The 19,913-nt window shown below is 68.0% G+C and carries 15 protein-coding genes; 9 read left to right on the forward strand and 6 right to left on the reverse strand.

Annotated elements, in window-relative coordinates:
- Nucleotides 1-49 precede the first annotated feature (49 nt).
- The 6 genes from ligA to ABD768_RS17340 form a co-directional block, all read right to left on the reverse strand.
- Entirely contained in the window at nt 50-2,179 is a 2,130-nt protein-coding gene (gene ligA, locus ABD768_RS17315; protein WP_343963717.1) for an NAD-dependent DNA ligase LigA, read from the reverse strand.
- A 31-nt stretch (nt 2,180-2,210) separates the two neighbouring features.
- A complete protein-coding gene (locus tag ABD768_RS17320) occupies nt 2,211-3,218 on the reverse strand; it encodes a uroporphyrinogen decarboxylase/cobalamine-independent methonine synthase family protein (protein ID WP_344841651.1) in 1,008 nt (335 codons plus the stop codon).
- Nucleotides 3,215-3,451, reverse strand: a complete 237-nt coding sequence (locus ABD768_RS17325) for a DUF1272 domain-containing protein (RefSeq protein WP_344842162.1) — start codon at nt 3,449-3,451, stop codon at nt 3,215-3,217. Before ABD768_RS17325 ends, ABD768_RS17320 begins: the two co-directional genes overlap by 4 nt.
- 15 nt (nt 3,452-3,466) lie before the next feature.
- A complete protein-coding gene (mnmA, locus tag ABD768_RS17330) occupies nt 3,467-4,555 on the reverse strand; it encodes a tRNA 2-thiouridine(34) synthase MnmA (protein WP_343963720.1) in 1,089 nt (362 codons plus the stop codon).
- Nucleotides 4,555-5,757: a cysteine desulfurase family protein gene (locus ABD768_RS17335; protein WP_344841653.1), complete on the reverse strand. Its 1,203-nt coding sequence runs from the start codon at nt 5,755-5,757 to the stop codon at nt 4,555-4,557. The genes mnmA and ABD768_RS17335 overlap by 1 nt, the downstream gene beginning before the upstream one ends.
- Nucleotides 5,758-5,835: 78 nt before the next feature.
- Nucleotides 5,836-6,492: a nucleotidyltransferase domain-containing protein gene (locus ABD768_RS17340; RefSeq protein WP_344841655.1), complete on the reverse strand. Its 657-nt coding sequence runs from the start codon at nt 6,490-6,492 to the stop codon at nt 5,836-5,838.
- 98 nt (nt 6,493-6,590) lie between these two features.
- On the opposite strand from ABD768_RS17340, the gene ABD768_RS17345 reads away from it, so the two are divergent.
- Genes ABD768_RS17345 through menC form a run of 9 tightly spaced genes read left to right on the forward strand, consistent with a single transcriptional unit; the run spans nt 6,591 to nt 19,819 of the window.
- Nucleotides 6,591-7,979 (forward strand): serine hydrolase domain-containing protein, encoded by a 1,389-nt coding sequence (locus ABD768_RS17345; RefSeq protein ID WP_344841657.1) that lies wholly within the window; start codon nt 6,591-6,593, stop codon nt 7,977-7,979.
- Between the two features lie 18 nt (nt 7,980-7,997).
- Nucleotides 7,998-9,581, forward strand: coding sequence for an ABC transporter substrate-binding protein (locus ABD768_RS17350; protein ID WP_344841659.1), 1,584 nt, complete (start codon nt 7,998-8,000; stop codon nt 9,579-9,581).
- Nucleotides 9,578-10,564 (forward strand): ABC transporter permease, encoded by a 987-nt coding sequence (locus ABD768_RS17355; RefSeq protein WP_344841660.1) that lies wholly within the window; start codon nt 9,578-9,580, stop codon nt 10,562-10,564. The genes ABD768_RS17350 and ABD768_RS17355 overlap by 4 nt, the downstream gene beginning before the upstream one ends.
- Complete coding sequence (locus ABD768_RS17360; protein WP_344841662.1) at nt 10,564-12,540, forward strand: dipeptide/oligopeptide/nickel ABC transporter permease/ATP-binding protein; 1,977 nt, start codon at nt 10,564-10,566, stop codon at nt 12,538-12,540. Before ABD768_RS17355 ends, ABD768_RS17360 begins: the two co-directional genes overlap by 1 nt.
- Nucleotides 12,537-13,313, forward strand: a complete 777-nt coding sequence (locus tag ABD768_RS17365; RefSeq protein WP_344841664.1) for an ABC transporter ATP-binding protein — start codon at nt 12,537-12,539, stop codon at nt 13,311-13,313. Before ABD768_RS17360 ends, ABD768_RS17365 begins: the two co-directional genes overlap by 4 nt.
- The gene (locus ABD768_RS17370; protein WP_344841666.1) at nt 13,310-16,648 is read left to right on the forward strand and encodes an LpqB family beta-propeller domain-containing protein; all 3,339 of its coding nucleotides are present in this window, start codon (nt 13,310-13,312) and stop codon (nt 16,646-16,648) included. Before ABD768_RS17365 ends, ABD768_RS17370 begins: the two co-directional genes overlap by 4 nt.
- Nucleotides 16,645-17,766 (forward strand): M20 family metallopeptidase, encoded by a 1,122-nt coding sequence (locus ABD768_RS17375; RefSeq protein ID WP_344841668.1) that lies wholly within the window; start codon nt 16,645-16,647, stop codon nt 17,764-17,766. Before ABD768_RS17370 ends, ABD768_RS17375 begins: the two co-directional genes overlap by 4 nt.
- Nucleotides 17,763-18,713 (forward strand): GNAT family N-acetyltransferase, encoded by a 951-nt coding sequence (locus tag ABD768_RS17380; protein WP_344841670.1) that lies wholly within the window; start codon nt 17,763-17,765, stop codon nt 18,711-18,713. The genes ABD768_RS17375 and ABD768_RS17380 overlap by 4 nt, the downstream gene beginning before the upstream one ends.
- Nucleotides 18,713-19,819 carry an o-succinylbenzoate synthase gene (gene menC, locus ABD768_RS17385; RefSeq protein ID WP_344841673.1) on the forward strand — a complete coding sequence of 369 codons (1,107 nt, stop codon included), beginning with the start codon at nt 18,713-18,715 and terminating at the stop codon, nt 19,817-19,819. Before ABD768_RS17380 ends, menC begins: the two co-directional genes overlap by 1 nt.
- Nucleotides 19,820-19,913 lie beyond the last annotated feature (94 nt).

Genomic DNA, 19,913 nt, shown 5'->3' on the forward strand with positions numbered 1-19,913 from the left:
GAAAACTAACAGTCGGACGGATCAGCGGAGCACCTGGATCCGTCGACTCTCAGGCCTCCTCCGGCTCGCGATTCGTCGCCACCGCCGCAGCCGCCTCCGGCCCGTCCGTCAGCAGCACGACGAAGCCCGCCGCATCCAGAATCGGCACCCCCAACTGCACCGCCTTGTCGTACTTCGACCCCGGCGCATCCCCGACCACCACGAACGAGGTCTTCTTGGACACCGACCCAGCCACCTTGCCGCCGCGCGACACGATCGCCTCGGTCGCCTCGTCCCTGCTGTACCCCTCGACCGTGCCCGTCACCACGACAGACTGGCCGGTCAACGTCTGCTCGACCGTCGGCCCGGTCCGCACCTGCCGCAACTCGACGCCGGCTTCCTTCCACTTCCGGACGATCTCCTGATGCCAGTCGATCTCGAACCACTCGATCACCGCGTGCGCGATCGTCGGCCCGACCCCCTCGATCTGCGAGAGCTCCTCCTCCGAGGCAGCCTCGATCGCATCGATGTCGTCGTACGCCGCCGCCAGCGCGGCCGCCGCCGTAGGCCCGACGTGCCGGATCGACAACGCCACCAACCCACGCGACAACTGTTGCGTCTTGGCCTGCTCCAGGTTGGCGAGCAACTTCACAGCGTTGGCCGACAGCGCACCGGCCTTGGTGGTGAAGAACGAACTGCTCGCCAAGTCCTCCTCGGTCAGCGAGAACAGATCCCCTTCATCGGCGATCAACTCGCTGCTGATCAGTGCATCGGCCGCCTTGAAGCCCAGCACCTCGATGTCGAAAGCAGACCGGCCAGCCAGATGGAACAACCGCTCCCGCAACTGCGCAGGACACGATTGGGCGTTGGGGCAACGGATGTCGATGTCGCCTTCCTTCATCGGCCGCAGCGTCGTCCCGCAGGACGGGCACTCGGTCGGCATCCGGAACGGGTACGCGTCCTTGGGCCGCAGCTCCATCACCGGCCCGAGGATCTCGGGGATGACGTCGCCGGCCTTCCGCAGTACGACGGTGTCGCCGATCCACACGCCCTTGCGCTCGACCTCCTGCCCGTTGTGCAGGGTCGCGAACTCGACCGTCGATCCCGCCACCCGGACCGGCTCCATCACGCCGTACGGAGTGACGCGACCGGTACGGCCGACATTCACCTTGATGTCGAGCAGCTTGGTGGTGACCTCCTCCGGCGGGTACTTGTACGCGATCGCCCAGCGCGGAGCACTCGACGTCGAGCCGAGCGCGCGTTGCAGATCGACCTCGTCGACCTTGACCACCACGCCGTCGATCTCGTGGTCGACCGAGTGCCGGTTCTCCCCGTAGTACGCGATGAACTCGTTGACCTCGTCCAGCGTCGTGACCCGGCGGGCGCGGTCGCTGACCGGCAGACCCCACTCCTTCAGCTGGTCGTACGCCTCCGACAGCCGGCCGACGTGATAGCCCTCGACCTTGCCGAGACCGTGGACGACGAAGCGCAGCGGGCGACTCGCCGAGACGCGCGGGTCCTTCTGCCGTAGCGATCCGGCCGCGCTGTTGCGTGGGTTGGAGAACGGGTCCTTGCCTGCCTCAACCAGTTGCGCGTTCAGCTCGGTGAAGTCCTCGACCCGGAAGTAGACCTCACCCCGCACCTCCAAGAAGGCCGGCGGCGAATCGGTGTGCAGCTCGTTCGGGATCGAGTCGATGGTGCGGGCGTTCAGCGTGATGTCCTCGCCGGTCCGCCCGTCGCCGCGGGTGGCGCCGCTGACCAGCCGGCCGTTCTCGTAGACCAGGTCGAGCGCCAGGCCGTCCACCTTGAGCTCGCAGAGGAACCCGCTCTCGTGGATCTGCGCGACGGTGACCTCGCGCTCCAGCCGCTTCGCCCACGCCTCCATCTGTTCGGCGGAGAAGGCGTTGCCCAGGCTCTCCATCCGTTGCGGGTGCTCGACCGCGGTGAACAGCGTCGAGATCGGCACGCCGACCTTCTGCGTCGGCGAGTCCGGCGTCTGCAGCTCGGAGTACTGCGCCTCGATCGCCTGCAGCTCGTGCATCAGCGCGTCGAAGTCTTCGTCGGAGATGGTCGAGGTCGCCATGTAATAGCGGAACCGGTGCTCCTCGATCTCCCGGCTCAGCTCGGCATGCCGCTCCCGCACCTCCGGCGGCGCGGCAGGCTGGTCGGCGGCACTGGTCTCGGGGATCTCCGTACTCATAGACCGAACTTACCGCCAGCCAGGGACATTTCTAGGCCTCTGCGGCGTCTCCGACGACTTGTGCCGTACGACCGAGAAGTTCGAGTCTGGCGCGGGCATCGGACGGTGACGGGGCGCCCGCGAGGCCGCACGCTGGGGTGATCACGACGTCGACCAGAGACTTCTGGGTCAGGCCGATCTCGTGCCAGCGGCGGGTCAGGAGGCCAGCCGCCTGCTCCGGCTTGGGCACAGCTCCAGTAGTCGGTACTACGCCCGCATACAGCGTCGTCCCGTCCTCCACTGCGAAGGCAATCTGCTCCCAGGCGGCATCGGTGAGCAGGGAGACATCTACTGCCACTCCCCCGGCGCCTGCCTTCCGGAACACCTCAATAGGCGGCCGAGCCGCACAGCAGTGGACCACTGTCAGAGCAGGCGCCACAGCCTCGATCACCCGGCTCAGCAGATCCACAGAGCCCGGCCCATCGACAGAGCGATGCTTGCCCCACCCACTGGCAGTAGGAACAGCCCCAGCCAGTACTGCGGGCAGCCCCGGCTCATCAATCTGCACGACAAGCGAGGCCCCCGGCACCCGTCGCCGGAGCTCAGCCACATGCTCCTGCAACCCATAAGCCACCGCCTCGGCCAGGTCGCGCCGAGCGCCGTGGTCGGCCAGCACCTTGTCCCCGCGCGGCAGCTCCACGGTTGCAGCGAGCGTCCACGGCCCGGTCAACTGGACCTTCAGTGGACCCTCATACCCCTCCGCCAGCTCCTCCAGGACATCCAGGTCCTGCTGCAGGAGCGACCTGGCCCGGCGTTGGTCCAGGCTGGCCCGCGGGTCGTTGCCACCCGTCAGCCGCCACCCGGCCGGCTGCAGGTCCAGCGCCAAGGAACCGATGACCCCAGCGGCCCTGCTCACCATGTCGCCGTACGGGCGGGCCGGTAGCTCCGGGAGGAACGGGATGGTCACCCCCTCCAGCACGAACTTCGTCCACTCGCGCATGTCCTCGCCAGGCAGCGAGCCCATCGCAGTGGTCGCCGCTGGGCCGAAGGGACTGCTCACGTGGTGTTCCTGTTCCTTTGGAGATACCTGGTGATGCGGCCGGGTGTCCGCGAAGCAATTGCAGAAGCGCCGGTGCTACGGGTAGGCCGCCTGACCAGCTCGCCGCCGCAGTTCGGGCAGACGTGTTCCATCGCCTCGGAGCATTCCGGGCAGAAGGTGCACTCGTAGCTACAGATCACCGCGTCGGCCGTCGGACCGAGCTGCGCGGCACAGCGCTCGCAGGTCTCCTTCATCCGCAGCACGGGAGCTCACACCTTCTGAGTCGCGCGCTCGACCGAGTCGATGGTGGCTGACCCGATCACCCGGGTGCCGTCGTACAGGACGACCGCCTGGCCGGGTGCGACGGCGTCTGCGGGCTCGTCGAAGGAGACCAGCACCTGGTCGCCCTCGAGCCGTGCGGTGACGGCGATCTCCTCGCCGTGCGCCCGCAGCTGGGCCTTGACGTGCAGGGTCTCCGTGGGGACCGGGCCGCACCAGCGCGGGTTCGACGCGGTCAGGCTCTCGACGGCCAGCTCCGCCCGCGAGCCGACCGTGACGGTCCGCTCGACCGGGGAGATGTCCAGCACGAAACGCGGCTTGCCGTCGGCTGCCGGCGTACCGATCTTGAGGCCCTTGCGCTGGCCGACGGTGAAACCGTGGGTGCCCTTGTGCTCGCCGAGCTTGTTGCCCTGGGCGTCGACGATGTCGCCGGGCGACTCGCCCAGCTGCTTGGCCAGGAAGCCCGGGGTGTTGCCGTCGGCAATGAAGCAGATGTCGTGGCTGTCCGGCTTGGCCGCCACCGACAGGCCGCGCCGCTCGGCCTCGGCCCGGATCTCGGTCTTCGGGGTGTCGCCGAGCGGGAAGAACGCGTGCTTGAGCTGCTCCTGGGTCAGCACCCCGAGCACGTAGGACTGGTCCTTGGCCGGGTCGACCGCGCGGTGCAACTCACGGCCGGCAGCAGTCTCGACGATCTGCGCGTAGTGCCCGGTGGCGACGGCGTCGAAGTCCAGGGCCAGCGCCCGCTCGAGCACTGCGCTGAACTTGACCTTCTCGTTGCAGCGCAGACACGGGTTCGGCGTACGGCCTGCTGCGTACTCCGCGACGAAGGGCTCGACCACATCTGCGTGGAACCGCTCGGCCAGGTCCCAGATGTAGAACGGGATGCCGATCACGTCGGCAGCGCGGCGGGCGTCGCGGGAGTCCTCGATGGTGCAGCAACCCCGTGCACCACTGCGGTACGACTGCGGGTTGCGGCTCAGTGCCAGGTGCACACCGACCACGTCGTGCCCGGCCTCGGCCATCCGCGCCGCAGCGACCGCGGAGTCGACTCCGCCGGACATGGCTGCGAGTACCCGCATCAGTGGTTCCTTCCTACGTTCTGCAATCCGGCGGACATCGCCCGCTCGACAACGGGCCCGATGTTGTCCAGTACGGCGTCCACGTCGGCCCGGCTGGACGTGTGCCCCATGGTGAAGCGCAAGGACCCGCGCGCCCGCTGGTCGTCGTACCCCATCGCCAGCAGCACATGGCTCGGCTCGGCGACGCCGGCGTTGCAGGCGGACCCGGTGGAGACCTCGATGCCCCGCGCGTCGAGCAGGAGGAGCAGCGAGTCGCCCTCACAGTCCTTGAACGACAAGTGTGCGTTACCCGGCAAGCGGCGTACCGGATCACCGGACAGCATCGCGCCCGGGACAGTACTGGTGATGCCCTCGATCAGGGCGTCGCGCAGGGCCGTCAGCCGCGCGCCGTGCTCGGCCTGGTGCTTGACCGCGTGCTCGATCGCCGCCGCGAACCCAGCCGTCGCCGGGGTGTCCAGGGTGCCCGAGCGAACGTCGCGCTCCTGGCCGCCGCCGTGCACGATCGGCGCCAGCTTGGTCTCCTTGTGGACGACCAGCGCGCCGATCCCGAACGGGCCGCCGACCTTGTGAGCACTCACCGTCATCGCGTCGACGCCCAGCTCGGCGAAATCCACCGGCACCTGCCCGACCGCCTGGACGGCGTCGGTGTGCACGGGGATCGCATACGGCTTCGCGAGCGCGGCGACCTCGCGGATCGGCTGCAGCGTGCCGACCTCGTTGTTGGCCATCATCAACGTGACGAAGGACACAGACTCGGGGTCCTTCTCGATCGCCTGCTGGACGTCCTCGGGCCGCACCCGGCCCAGTTCGTCGACCGGCAGCCACTCGATCTCGGCACCCTCGTGCTCCGCGAGCCAGATCGCCGGATCCAGTACTGCGTGATGCTCGATCCCGCTGAGCAGGATCCGCCGCCGACGCGGGTCCTCGGCCAGCCGGGCCCACCACAGCCCCTTGAGCGCGAGGTTGTCCGCCTCCGTACCGCCCGAGGTGAACACCACCTCGCTCGGCTGGGCGCCCAGCGCCTCCGCGATCGTCTCCCGCGACTCCTCGACCGTGCGCCGCGCCGCCCGTCCGGACCCGTGCAACGAGGAGGCGTTCCCGGTTCGTCCGAGGTGGATCGCCATCGCCTCGATCGCCGCGGGCAGCATAGGTGTCGTCGCGGCGTGATCGAGGTAGACCGTCCGACGGCCTGAAGAGGTCATAACACCCTCAAGGGTAAGTCCTGCCCGCTTGTTCCCGAACTGCGCCGTTTATTCCCGGCCAGGCCGGCTATTTTCTGCTCACCCGCCGCGGATCTGCTCCAGCCAGGCGTGATCGGGGTGCAGATGATGGACCATCTCGGCCAGCCAGGTACGTCTGGCCGCTCCGAGCAGCGGGAGCGCGGCGGCCAGATCGGCGCGATCCTTCGGGCGATCGCCCTTGGCCTTGTAGGCGAGCGCCATCTCCGGATTCATGTACCGGATGCCGTCGTCGGCGATCCAGGTCACCTCGTCGAGCGCGTAGTCGAGCGACGGATCCCGGCGGAAGATCCAGCGCCCGTCGCGATCCGGGTTCAGCACCACGTCGTACTTCCAGGGAGCCAGCGCATGCTCGCGCAGCCACACCTGGTCCGCGTTGTCCGGCATCTCCGGCTTGTCGGGTGAGATCGGGAAGATCGCCCGGCTACCTGCCGACCACACGTGGTACCGGCCGTCCGCGTAGTTGACCAGCTCCGGCACGTGCCGTCGCCAGAACGACACGTCCAGATCGTCGTGCGGCCGGGAGACGCCGGTGAACGCCTCGACGGCCCAACCGCCCGCGACCCACCAGTCCAGCCCGAGTCCGCCGAAGAACTCGGCCGCCTCTTCCCTGGTCGCCGGTTCGACCGGGCCGTACAGCCGCTGAAAGGCCAGCTCCTCCGGTTCCAGGCCGTCGGCGTACCAGTACCTCTGCTCCATCGTCCGATCCTGACACCTCGTCGGTCCGGACGAAAACGGGCTCGTCAGTTGTCGGTTGCGACGAATACTCCGGCGGCGGGCGGTCCTAGCGTCGGCACATGGCGACCCTGAGCGAAATCGAGACGTGGCTTCAAGACCGGCTGCCGGCGTTGCTCGCCGAGCACCAGGTCCCCGGTACGGCGGTCGGCGTGCTGTTCGGCGGCGAGGTGATCGACCACGCTGCCGGCGTCCTGAGCAAGGCGACCGGCGTACCGGTCACCCCCGACACGGTGTTCCAGATCGGCTCGATCACGAAGGTCTGGACGACGACGCTGGTCATGCAACTGGTCGACGACGGCTTGGTCGACCTCGACACACCGCTGCGCGACTACCTCCCGGAATTCGTGATCGGCGACGAAACAGCGGCGGCCGTGATCACCGTCCGCCAGCTGCTCAGCCACACGTCCGGGTTCGAGGGCGACATCTTCAACGAGACCGGCAAGGGCGACGACGCGGTCGAGAAGTTCGTCGCCAGCATCGCCGACGTCACCCAGCTCTTCGCGCCCGGCGAGATGTTCTCCTACAACAACGCCGCCTTCGCTGTCCTCGGCCGATTGATCGAGGTACTCCGCGGCAAGCCGTTCGACACGGTCCTGCGCGAGCACCTCTTCACCCCGCTCGGCCTCACCCACGCGGCGACCGACCCGTACGAGGCGATCCTGTACCGCGCCGCGGTCGGCCACATCCGGCCCGCCCCTGACGCCGAACCGGTACCCGCACCGATGTGGGCGATGACGCGAGGGATGGCCCCGGCCGGCGCGATGCTCGCGATGCGGCCACGCGACCTGCTCGCCTTCGCCAAGTTCCACCTCGACTCGGGGACAGCAGCGGACGGTACGCCGGTACTGAGCCCCGCGAGCGTCAAGGCGATGCAGGAGGAGCAAGTCAAGCTGCCGAAGCTCGGGATGATGGGCGACTCGTGGGGGCTCGGCTGGGAGCTGTTCGACTGGGACGGCACGACAGTGATCGGCCATGACGGCGGCACGATCGGACAGAACGCGTTCCTGCGCGTAGTACCGGAGCATGGGCTGGCGGTCACCGTACTGACCAACGGCGGCGACACGATCGAGCTCTACAAGACCGTGGTCGGCCATGTGGTCAAGGAGCTTGCCGGGCTGGACCTGCCCGCGCTGCCCACTCCCCCGGCGACGCCTGTGCCGATCGATGTGGACCGGTTCGCCGGCACCTACAGCTGCGAGGTCGTCGATGTGACTGTGCGGCAGGACGAGGACGGCAAGGTCTGGCTGGACCAGACGCCCAAGGGGATCTTCGCCGAGCTCGGTCCGGCGCCGGACCCGGTCGAACTGGTCGGGCGGAACGAGGAGAGCCTGATCGCGCTGAAGGCCGAGAACGGGGTCCACATTTCTTATGTGTTCGTAGGGAACGAATCGGGCGGTCCGGCCCTCTTCATCCACAGCGGCCGGGCCATCCGCCGCGCCTCAGCCTGATCCCTCTCGGAGGCACCCATGAAATCCGCATTCACCGCTTTGGTGCTGGTCGCCGGCTTGTCCTTGTCCGCTTGCAGTTCGGGCGAGCCGACCACGGCCGGCGTGGGCAAACCGGTCGAGGGACAAACGCTGACCATGGCGCTCGGCTCCGACCCCGGCAACCTCGACCCGCAGTTCACCTCGTTGTCGATCACCAAGCAGGTCGACGCGTTCCTCTACGACTCGCTGATCAACCTCGATCAGAACGGGCAGCAAGTGGCGGGCCTCGCGGAGAAGTGGGAAGGCACGACCACCACGGCGAAGTACACGCTGCGCAAGGGTGTCACCTGTCTGGACGGCAGCCCGCTGACAGCGACCACGGTCGCGGAGAACCTCAACTTCGTCGGCAACCCGGCCAACAAGTCGACCAGGATCGGCGTCTTCGTCCCAGCCGGCGTGAAGGCGGTCGGCGACGATGCTGCCGGCACAGTCACCGTGACGGCCCCTGCCCCGGACGCGTTCCTGGTCCGGAACATCGGCGGCCTGCACATCGTGTGCGCCAAGGGGATGAAGGACCGTTCCCTGCTGAAACAAGGCTCGGACGGCACTGGGATGTACAAGGTCGCCGAGGCCGTGCCTGGTGACCACTACACGTTGACCCGGCGCAAGGAGTACGCGTGGGGGCCGGGCGACTTCAAGGCTGACCAGCCGGGCCTGGCGGACAAGGTGGTGCTCAAGGTCGTCGCCAACGAGACCACCGCGGCCAACCTGCTGATCTCCGGTCAGGTCAACATCGCTGCCATCTCAGGCCCGGACAAGCAGCGGCTGCAGGCGCAGCAACTCTTCAACCGCAGCGCCGGTACTCCGCTCGGCGAGCTCTGGTTCAACCAGAAGCCCGGCCTGCCGACCGCCGATCTGGCCGTCCGTAAAGCACTCACGCAAGCCCTCGACCTGACCCAGCTGGGCAAGGTGATCACTGCTGGCACCGGCAAGCCGACCACCAGCTTCGTCGTCCCTGGCACCGGCCCTTGCAACGACGACACCGTCACCGGCAACATCCCGGGCCATGACCTCGATGCGGCCAAGGCGGCTCTGGACGCGGCCGGCTGGAAGGCGGGTGCGGGCGGGATCCGGGAGAAGGGCGGCACCAAGCTCTCCCTCGTCTTCTACTACCTGACCAACCTCGGACCGACGATCCAGTCCGGTGCCGAGCTGCTGCAGAAGGCCTGGGGTGAGCTCGGTGTCGACGTCTCACTCAAGGCGGTGTCCACCGCGGAGATCAGCACCGTCGTCCTGGCCGGCCAAGGCACCTGGCACGCCGGCCTGATCCCGCTGACGGTCAACCTGCCCAGCCAACTGGTCAGCTTCATGTCCGGCACAGGCCCACCCAACGGCGGCAACTTCGCCTCCATCAAGAACCCCGCGTACGACGCCGCGGTCGCCAAGGCATCCAAGATCGCCGGTTCGGACGGCTGCGCCGACTGGGCAACGGCCGAACGCGCTCTCCTCAAGGAGGTCAACGTGGTCCCGTTCGTGAACTCGACCGTCCCGATCTTCGCCAAGGGCGCCACCTTCGAGCTCAGCGACGGCGTCGCCCCCCAGACCATCCGGATGCTCGGATGACCACAGCCACCAGCGTCCCAGGGGTGGGTTTCACCACCCATCCCTGGGTGCGGTTCGCCGTTCGCCGACTCGGTCGGCTGGTCGGCTCCGTCTTCGTACTGGTCAGCGCGGCCTTTCTGATGATCCATCTGATCCCCGGCGATCCGGTCCGGGGTGCACTCGGCCCCGCGGCGGCGCAGAGCCTCGTTGACGCGCAGCGCGAGTCGCTGGGGCTCAATGACCCGCTCTGGTTGCAGTACGTGCATTACCTGCAGCACCTGTTCACCGGCAACCTCGGTACTTCGATCACTACCGGTCTGCCCGTCTCGGACGTTATCCGGGATCGGCTACCGGCCACTGTCCAGCTCGCCTTTGCTGCCTTCGTGGTGGCGATGCTGATCGCATTGCCTGTCGGGCTGGCGATGGGTGTGCTCACGCGAGCCGGGCGTCGGCCGCGCGCCGAGCTGAGCTTCACCTCGACGACGGTCATCCTGGCTGCGATTCCTGAGTTCCTGCTGGCGGTCGGGCTCGTGTACGTGTTCGCAGTGAAGCTCCACTGGTTGCCGGTGGCCGGGCGCGGGGGCTTCTCGTCCTACGTACTGCCGGTGATCTCGTTGGCCATCGGCCCAGCTGCTGTACTCGCACGCATCTGCCGGGTGGAGCTGCTAGCGGTGCTGCAGACGGACTACCTGCGTACTGCCCGAGCCAAGCGACTCCCTGCAGTTGCTGTCTACGTGCGGCACGCACTGCCCAATGCAGTGACGGCCACCATCACGCTGGGCGGACTGCTGCTCGGTGGGATGGTCGCCGGGACCGTACTGGTCGAGAACGTCTTCGGCTGGCCGGGACTGGGCAGCACGATCGTGTCGTCGATCCTGTCCAAGGACTACCCGCTCGTGCAGGGCGTAGTGCTCGTCTACGGCGCAGGCGTCCTACTGGTCAACCTGATGGTCGACGTGATTCTCGCCCTACTCGACCCCCGATCCACGATCAGGGAGAGCTGATGAGGAAGCGCTGGATCGCAGTACTTCGTACGCCAGTGGGCTTGGGCGCCGGCGTGCTCCTGCTGGCGGTGCTCCTGCTGGCGCTCTTCGCTCCGATCATCTGGTCCCACCAGGCGAGTGCGATCGACACCGAGCACTTGCTGGAAGGGTCCTCGTCAGCGCACTGGCTCGGCACCGACAATCTCGGACGCGACATCTTCTACCGGGTGCTGGTCGCCTCACGGACGTCGACTCTGCTCGCGCTGGCGGCGATCTCCATCGCTGTGCTCACCGGGCTGGCATTGGGTTGTGCGCCGGTGCTGCTCGGGCGGCGGGCCGGCCGGTTGACGACCGCGGTGGTGAACATCGCGGTCGCGTTCCCCGGGCTGCTGCTCGCCCTGTTCTTCGCGGTGATCTTCGGAGTCGGCGCGAAGGGTGCGGTCCTGGCGATCGGCTTCGCGGGAGCGCCGTCCTTCGCGCGGCTGACGCAGACATTGGTCGCGGGGATCGCCGAGCGGGACTTCGTAGCGGCCGCGCGGATCGCCGGAGTCGGGCGATTCCGGATTCTGGTGCGGCACATCCTGCCGAACATCGCCGAGCCGCTGGTGGTGAACGCCACGATCGGCGCGGGCGGTGCATTGCTTGCCTTTGCCGGCTTGTCGTTCCTCGGATTGGGTGTGCAACCACCGGCGTACGACTGGGGACGGCTGATGGGCGAGAGCCTCAACAGCATCTACGTGCATCCGGCTGCGGCGTTGGCTCCCGGGGTCGCGGTCGTCGTCGCCGGGTTGGCTTTCAACCTGTTCGGAGAGGCCGTCGCGAAGTGCTTCGGCGTACCGGTCCTGAAGAGCTTTGCGCCGGTTGTGAAGGGAGCGCTCGAGCGCTTGCCGGAGACACGGCCCGCGGCAGCTGTGGACGACGATGCCGTGCTGGTCGTCGAAGACCTGCACGTGAGCTTCCCCGGCGCGGCTGGGCCGGTGACGCCGGTCCGCGGCATCAGCTTCTCGATCAGCCGGGGCGAGATCGTCGGGGTGGTCGGTGAGTCCGGGTCGGGCAAGAGTCTCACCGCGCTGGCCGTTGCGCAGTTGATCGAGCCGCCTGGGGAAGTACGGGCTGCTGAGTTGTCCTTTCTCGGGGCGCCGTTGCTCGGGCGGTTGGCGGTTCGGAGTACTGCGGCCGCGCGGCGACGGCTGTTGGGGACGTCGTTCGCGATGGTGTTCCAGGACCCGATGACGTCGTTCAACCCGACGAAGCGGATCGGGACGCAGCTCGCCGAGGGTGCTCGCGAGCATCAAGGGCTGACGCGGCGGAGTGCGATGGCGCGGGCGGTTGATCGGCTGCGGGCGGTTCGGATTCCGGAGGCTGAGCGGCGGGCGCGGCAGTACCCGCATGAGTTCTCGGGCGGGATGCGGCAGCGGGCGATGATCGGGATGGGGCTGATGGGCACGCCGGCGCTGATCGTCGCGGATGAGCCGACGACTGCGCTTGACGTGACCGTGCAGCAGCAGGTGCTTCAACTGCTGGAGACGATTCGTGTCGAGGACGACGTCGCGGTGCTGTTGATCAGCCATGACATCACCGTCGTGGCGCAGGTCTGTGATCGCGTGCTGGTGATGTACGCGGGGCGGATCGTGGAGGACCTGCCGGCCGGTGAGTTGGCGGCGGGGGCTCGGCATCCGTATACGCGCGCGTTGCTGGACGCAGTACCGGATCTGGAGACGCCGCTGGACGAGCCGTTGGCGGTGATACCGGGGCGACCGGTGGACCCTTCGGCATTCCCGGCTGGGTGTGCGTTTGCGGCTCGGTGTGAGTTTGCGCAGGACCGATGCCTGGTTGAGGATCCGGCGCTGGTCACCCACGGTCCGGCACACCAGGTGGCCTGCTGGAACCCTCGGGGCTTGGCGACGGGTGCTGGGTCAGGCGCCGGCCCAGCAGCCTGGCAAGCCCGGTATCTGGACGGCGAGTCGATCAAGTCGATGCGGACGGGGCTGCGATGAGCGAACTGCGTTTCGACGGCGTGACGGTCCGCTTCGGCACCGGCCGTCGCACGGTGACCGCCGTCGATGGAGTCGACCTGACGGTGCCCTCCGGCCAGGTGGTCGGGCTCGTCGGTGAGTCCGGTTCGGGCAAGTCAACGCTGGCCCGGGCCGCGGTCGGCCTGACGACACCATCCTCCGGCCAGATCCTCCTCGATGGCGTACCCCTACGCCACCGCCCCGGCCGGCGCCGCCCACTCCAGATGGTCTTCCAGGACCCCTACTCCTCCCTCGACCCGCGCATGACCATCGGCAACACCATCGCCGAAGCCATCCCCCGGCCGTTTCCCGACCGTCACAAAGAAGTTCGTCGCCTACTGGAGCTGGTTGGGCTGGACGGAGAGCGGGCTGATGCGTACCCGGGGGCGTTGTCGGGTGGGCAGCGGCAGCGGGTGGCTATTGCCCGGGCGTTGGCCGGGCAACCGGACGTGATCATCGCGGACGAGATCACCTCGGCGCTGGACGTGTCGATCCAGGGCACCGTGCTCAACCTCGTTCGCTCCCTGCAACGCGAGCTCGAGCTGTCGATGCTGTTCATCTCGCACAATCTCGCGGTCGTCCGCTACGTGAGCGACCTGATCGCCGTGATGTACCTCGGCCGGATCGTGGAATTCGGGCCGGCCGCCGAGGTCCTCGGCAATCCCCAACACGACTACACCAGAGAACTTCTCGCGGCCGTACCCCGCCGCGGTACGACCTCGCTTCCCACGCTTTCAAGGAGGACTTCCTCGTGACCCGACGTCTGCGCATCGACGACCTTTCCGAGTTCGCGGTACCGGAGCAGGCGGCCCTGTCGCCGGACGGCTCCCAGCTCGCCTACGTCCTGCGAACCACCGACCTCAAGGAAGACAAGACGCTGCGGAGCCTGTGGCGAGTGCCGGCGTCCGGTGGCGAGCCGCAACAGCTCACCCGAGGCACCGGCGACAGCACCCCGGTCTGGTCACCGGATGGCTCGCAGTTGGCGTTCCTGCGGGCCAAGGACGGCCCGGCGCAGCTCTGGGTACTACCGGCCGCTGGTGGCGAGCCAGAGCAGCTCACCACGCTTCCGCTGGGAGCAGGCGCAGCGCGGTGGAGTCCGGACGGCACCCGGATCGCCTTCAGCGCACCGGTCGACATAGCCGCGGCTGCGGGCGAGGACGATGAGGCACGCGGTCGCCGCGGCCATGCACCGATCGTGAGCGAGCGCCTCGACTACCAGGCCGACGGAGCCGGCTGGTTACGCACCATGCGCCAGCACGTCCATTTCCTGGAGGTCGGCTCGAAGAAGGTCCGGCAGGCCACCGAGGGCGACTGGCACGCCGGTGATCCCGCCTGGTCGCCCGACGGCACCAAGGTCGCCTTCGGAGCCGGCACTGCGCCCGACGCCGACCTCAACCCGACAGCACCGGCCCATGTGCTCGATGCGACGGATGAGAAGGCCAAGCCTCAGCAGGTCGGGCTAGCGGATGGCCTGGCCGGTCCGGTGCTCTGGACGGCTGATGGCTCGGCACTGCTGATCGTCGGCAACCTGAGTGGGCCGGTGGGACATGCCGGGTTGCTGCGGCTCACCTTGGACGGTGGCGAGCTGGTGAACCTGGCGGCCACTCTCGATCGAAACGTGATGCCGGGCGGTCCGGCGTACCCGGGAGCCCTTCCTTCGTTGAGCTCTGACGGCAGCGCGGTCTACTTCTGCATCCGGGACCGCGGGTGCAGTCACCTGTACTCGGTGCCTGTCGCGGGTGGCACGCCGCAACGCGTGCTGGGCGAGCCGGGGCAGAACGTGTCCGGCCTCAGCATCGCGGGCGACGTGGCGGCCGTCGTGCTGGTCACCGAGACGTCGTACGGCGAGGTCGTCACGCTGGACCTGGCGAGCGGCGAGGCGACTGCGCGGACGTCACACGGGGAGAAGTTCGCTGACGCGGAGCACTTCGCGCGGGTGGAGCGGGAGTTCACCGTCTCGGACGGGACCGTGGTGCCGACCTACCTGATCCGCGATCCTGCGGCGACCGGCGCGCAGCCGCTGCTGCTCGACATCCACGGCGGTCCGCACAACGCGTGGAACGCGGTGGCCGATGAGGTGCACCTGTACCACCAGGAGCTCGCCGCGCGCGGCTGGACGGTGCTGCTGGTGAATCCGCGTGGCAGCGACGGCTATGGCGAGCAGTTCTACAACGGAGTGGTCGGCGGCTGGGGCACCTCGGACGCCAAGGACTTCCTCGAGCCGCTCGACCAACTGGTTGCCGAGGGCATCGCGGATCCGCAACGGCTCGCCGTCGCCGGCTACAGCTACGGCGGCTTCATGACCTGCTACCTCACGAGTCGCGACGACCGCTTCGCGGCGGCTGTCACCGGCGGAGTGGTCAGCGACCTCACCAGCATGGCCGGTACTTCGGACAGCGGCCACTTCCTCAGCGTCTACGAGCTGGAGTCGACGGGCGACGTCAGCGCGATGTCTCCGTTCAGCCAGGTCGACAAGGTGAAGACGCCGACCTTGGTGCTGCACGGTGACGCGGATGTGCGCTGCCCGATCGGCCAGGCGCAACAGTGGCACACGGCGCTGCGCGAGCAGGGGGTGCCGACGCAATTGGTGCTCTACCCGGAAGCGAGCCACCTGTTCATCGTGGAGGGGCGGCCGTCGCACCGGCTCGACTTCAACCGGCGCATCCTCGACTGGGTCGAGCAGTACGCCGGCGACGCGGTCGGGCCTCGGCCTGCCCGGATCGACGCTTCGCATTGGCAGCGCAGGTTGAGCACTTTGGCGGCGAAGCACGGCGTACCGGGTGCCACGCTGGGGATCCTGCGGGGTGACGAGCTGGTGGAGGCGGCTTTCGGCGTGCTGAACAAGAACACCGGCGTCGAGGTGACGACCGATTCGCTGTTCCAGATCGGCTCGATGACGAAGGTCTGGACGGCGACGCTCGCGCTGCAACTCGTCGACGAGGGGCTGCTCGACCTGGACGCGCCGATCATCGAGGTACTGCCCGAGCTGCAACTGGGCGATCCCGACGTCGCCAAGCAGGTGACGATGCGGCAGCTCCTCACCCACACCAGCGGGATCGATGGGGATGTGTTCACCGACACCGGGCGCGGTGACGACTGCTTGGAGAAGTACGTCGACGGGCTGGCCGAGGTCGGCCAGAACCATCCACTGGGCGCTACCTGGTCGTACTGCAACTCCGGCTTCTCGCTGGCGGGTCGGGTGATCGAGAAGCTGACCGGCAAGACCTGGGACCAGGCACTGCGCGAGCGGATCATCGTCCCGCTCAAGCTGGACCACACCGTCACGTTGCCCGAGGAAGCGCTGATGTATCGCGCTGCGGTCGGGCATGAGGGCGAGGGCGGCGAGGAGCCTTCAGTCGCTCCGGTCTGGGGCTTGCCACGATCGCTGGGGCCGGCCGGGTTGGTCACCTCGACTGTTGCGGATGCGTTGGGCTTTGCCCGGCTCCACCTGTCCGGCGGGCTTGCACCGGACGGGACTCGGGTGCTCAGCTCGGAGTCGGTGGCCGCGATGGCTGAGAAGCATGCGGAGCTGCCCGACAAGTACTCGCTCGGCGACTCGTGGGGGCTGGGCTGGATCCGGTTCGACTGGGATGGTCACCGGCTGATCGGGCACGACGGCAACACCATCGGACAGGCCGCGTTCCTGCGGGTGCTGCCGTCCGAGGGGCTGGCGGTGACGCTGCTGACCAACGGCGGCAACACGCGGGATCTGTACGAGGAGCTTTATCGCGAGATCTTCCTCGAACTGGCCGGAGTGGCCATGCCGTCGCCGCTGTCCGCGCCTGCGGAGCCGCCGGTTGTCGACATCCAGAAGCACGTCGGCCGGTACGAGCGCGCCAGTTCTCTGCAGGAGGTGTTCGTGCGCGACGGTGAAGCGGTACTGCGGATGACGCTCACCGGGCCGCTGGCCGCATTGACGCCGGAGCCGTCGCACGAGTTCGTGATGACACCGGTCGACGAGACCGGCGACCTGTTCGTACTCCGGCAGCCGGGGTCGCTGACCTGGATTCCGCTGACGTTCTACTCGTTGCCGACTGGTGAGAAGTACCTGCACTGCGGGGTTCGCGCCACTCCTAAGGTGGGCGGATGATATCACTCGTGGATCAGATGCAGGCTGCGTTGCCGTCGATGCTGGCGGATCTGGAGACGTTGGTGACGTGTGAGTCGCCGTCCTCGGATCTCTCCGCGGTCGCTACTAGTGCCGCAGTGGTGGCGGCGCTCGGGACGGAGCGGCTCGGCGTCGCACCGGAGTACGTGGTGGTCGATGGTGTCAACCATTTGCGTTGGCGGCTCGGCGATGGACCGTCGCGCGTGCTGGTGCTCGCGCATCACGACACGGTGTGGCCTATCGGGTCGCTTGCCACGCATCCGTTCGTGGTTGAGGACGGCGTCCTGCGGGGGCCTGGGTCGTTCGACATGAAGACCGGGTTGGTGATGGCGTTCCATGCGCTGGCCGCGCTGCCTTCGGCGGCCGGCGTGACGTTGCTGGTGACCGGTGACGAAGAGCTGGGGTCGCCGTCGTCACGTGCACTCATCGAGGAAGAGGCGGCAGGCTGTGTTGCCGCTTTGGTGCTCGAGGCGTCGGCGGAAGGTGCGCTGAAGCTCGAGCGCAAGGGCGTCTCCAACTACGAGATCCGGATCGTCGGACGCGCGTCGCATGCCGGGCTCGAGCCTGAGCTCGGGGTCAACGCGAGCATCGAGGCCGCGCACCAGATCCTTGCCGTCAGCAACCTCGGTGACCCTTCGGTTGGCACCACCGTCACGCCCACTCTCCTGACCTCCGGCACCACGCGGAACACCGTGCCCGCTGTGGGCAGCTTCCTGATCGACGTACGGGCGCGCTCGGTCGCCGAGCAACTCCGGGTGGACGCGGCGCTGCATGCCTTGAAGCCGGTACTTCCCGAGGCGACGCTCGAGGTCATCGGCGGCCCGAACCGGCCGCCGCTGGAGCGCAAGATGTCCGAGGATCTCTATCGACAGGCGTCGGACCTTGCTGCCTCACTGGGCCTACCGCCTTTGCGGGACATCTCCGTCGGCGGCGGCTCCGACGGCAACTTCACCGCAGGCGTCGGTACTCCGACCCTCGACGGCCTGGGCGCCGTCGGTGGCGGCGCCCACGCTGACGACGAACACGTGGTCGTCTCCGAGATCGCCCCACGGACCGCCCTGCTAGCCACCCTCCTCGCCCACCTACTGGACAGACCATGACCGCCCCTGAGGTGGAGTCGGTCGTCTCCGAGGCTGTGCGGGACGGGTTGGCCGCGGCTGCTTCGGCCGGGGTGGAAGTTCGGGAACTGCGGGAACTGGCGGACCTCGATGAGGTCTATCGCCTGTACAACTCGATCTGGCGCCCCGACCCGAAGAACCCACCGGTGACCACGGAACTCCTGCGAGCCCTCACCAAAGCAGGCAATTACGTAGGCGGCGCCTACGACGGCAACACCCTCATCGGCGCCTGCGTAGGTTTCTTCGGCGCCCCCGCCGAGGTGACCATGCACAGCCACGTAGCCGGCGTCTCCAGTGCCGCCCGCGGCCGCAACGTCGGCTTCGCCCTGAAACTCCACCAACGAGCCTGGGCCTTGGAGCGCGGCGTCACCGCAATCTCCTGGACCTTCGACCCCCTGATCCGCCGCAACGCCTACTTCAACCTGACGAAGCTGGCCGCCCGCCCCACCGAATACCTCACCAACTTCTACGGCCCCATGGCCGACAGCATCAACAACGCCGACGACTCCGACCGCCTCCTGATCAGCTGGCAACTCGACGCGGACGCCGTCCAAGCAGCCGCCCGCTTGAGCGTTCGCTCCCGGCCGACCTCGGCCGTCGCCGACAGCGGCGGCCACGCGTCCGGCTCCGCCTTTTCCACCCCGAGTGGGCACCTTGCCCAGATGTTGCGGGAGGCAACGGTCTTGCTGACCAGCGGCAGCGACGGGCAACCGGTTGTTGGCGAGTCCCCCGCAGATGGGGGGACGGTGCTGGTCGGCGTACCGGCTGATGTTGAGGGATTGCGTGGAAATGATCCGGGAGCGGCCAAGGAGTGGCGGCTGGTGTTGCGGGAAGTGTTGGGTGGGTTGATGGCGGATGGGGCCCGGGTGACCGGGTTCGATCGGGCTGGGTGGTACGTGGTCGAACGTCCTGGAAAGGGGCTGGTGTGATGAAGCTGACCGGAGTCGAGTTGCGGCGGATCTCGTTGCCGTTGGTGTCGCCGTTCCGGACGTCGTTCGGGACCGAGACGACGCGCGACGCGTTGCTGGTCCGCGTCGTGTCCACCGAGGCGGAGGGATGGGGCGAGTGCGTCGCGATGAGCGGGCCGCTCTACTCATCGGAGTACGTGGACGGCGCGATCGACGTACTGCGACGCTTCTTCGTACCGGCCTTGGGTGCTGTCGAACGCCTATCGGCCGTCGGCGTCGCGCCGGCGCTGGCCAAGTTCCACGGCCACCGGATGGCGAAGGCCGCGCTCGAGACCGCCGTACTGGACGCCGAGCTGCGAGCCGAAGGCCGCCCGCTGGCACGCGAACTCGGCGCGGTCCACGACCGCGTCCCCTGCGGCGTCTCCGTCGGCATCATGAACTCGATCCCCGAACTACTCGACGCAGTCGGCGGCTACCTCGATGAGGGCTACCTACGCATCAAGCTCAAGATCCAACCCGGCTGGGACATCGACCCGGTCGCCGCGGTCCGCGAACGCTTCGGCGACGACATCCTGCTGCAAGTGGACGCCAACACCGCCTACTCGGTCTCCGACGCCCGCCACCTCGCCAGACTCGACCCCTTCAACCTCCTCCTGATCGAGCAACCCCTCGACGAGGAGGACATCCTCGGCCACGCCGAACTCGCCCGCTCGATCAAGACCCCCGTCTGCCTCGACGAATCCATCACCTCAGCCCGCGCAGCCGCCGCCGCGATCACTCTCGGCGCGTGCTCGATCATCAACATCAAACCCGGCCGAGTCGGCGGCTACCTCGAATCCGTCCGCATCCACGACGTCTGCGTAGCTCACGGTATCCCCGTCTGGTGCGGCGGCATGCTCGAAACCGGCCTCGGCCGAGCTGCCAACGTCGCGCTCGCAGCCCTCCCCGGCTTCACCCTCCCCGGCGACACCTCCGCCTCCAGCCGCTACTACCAAACCGACATCACCACCCCGTTCACGCTCGACAACGGCCACCTCCCCGTCCCCACGACCCCCGGCATCGGAATCGACCCCCTCCCCGACCAACTGGCGGCAGTAACCACCTCCACCGAGTGGCTCCCGCTGTAAGTTGTCGGAACGGACTAAATCAGGGGCTGAAATTGTGCACCTGGACGAACTAGGCTGGGTTCCCGGCTTCTAAGTTCGGAAAGGTGCTGCCTTC

The sequence above is a fragment of the Kribbella ginsengisoli genome (assembly GCF_039537185.1).
Lineage (GTDB): Bacteria > Actinomycetota > Actinomycetes > Propionibacteriales > Kribbellaceae > Kribbella > Kribbella koreensis.

Coding starts and splice junctions, on each gene's coding strand:
- ligA (WP_343963717.1), bottom strand. CDS start 2,179: ATGAGTACGGAGATCCCCGAGACCAGTGCCGCCGACCAGCCTGCCGCG.
- ABD768_RS17325 (WP_344842162.1), bottom strand. CDS start 3,451: ATGAAGGAGACCTGCGAGCGCTGTGCCGCGCAGCTCGGTCCGACGGCC.
- mnmA (WP_343963720.1), bottom strand. CDS start 4,555: ATGCGGGTACTCGCAGCCATGTCCGGCGGAGTCGACTCCGCGGTCGCT.
- ABD768_RS17335 (WP_344841653.1), bottom strand. CDS start 5,757: ATGACCTCTTCAGGCCGTCGGACGGTCTACCTCGATCACGCCGCGACG.
- ABD768_RS17340 (WP_344841655.1), bottom strand. CDS start 6,492: ATGGAGCAGAGGTACTGGTACGCCGACGGCCTGGAACCGGAGGAGCTG.
- ABD768_RS17345 (WP_344841657.1), top strand. CDS start 6,591: ATGGCGACCCTGAGCGAAATCGAGACGTGGCTTCAAGACCGGCTGCCG.
- ABD768_RS17350 (WP_344841659.1), top strand. CDS start 7,998: ATGAAATCCGCATTCACCGCTTTGGTGCTGGTCGCCGGCTTGTCCTTG.
- ABD768_RS17355 (WP_344841660.1), top strand. CDS start 9,578: ATGACCACAGCCACCAGCGTCCCAGGGGTGGGTTTCACCACCCATCCC.
- ABD768_RS17360 (WP_344841662.1), top strand. CDS start 10,564: ATGAGGAAGCGCTGGATCGCAGTACTTCGTACGCCAGTGGGCTTGGGC.
- ABD768_RS17365 (WP_344841664.1), top strand. CDS start 12,537: ATGAGCGAACTGCGTTTCGACGGCGTGACGGTCCGCTTCGGCACCGGC.
- ABD768_RS17375 (WP_344841668.1), top strand. CDS start 16,645: ATGATATCACTCGTGGATCAGATGCAGGCTGCGTTGCCGTCGATGCTG.
- ABD768_RS17380 (WP_344841670.1), top strand. CDS start 17,763: ATGACCGCCCCTGAGGTGGAGTCGGTCGTCTCCGAGGCTGTGCGGGAC.
- menC (WP_344841673.1), top strand. CDS start 18,713: ATGAAGCTGACCGGAGTCGAGTTGCGGCGGATCTCGTTGCCGTTGGTG.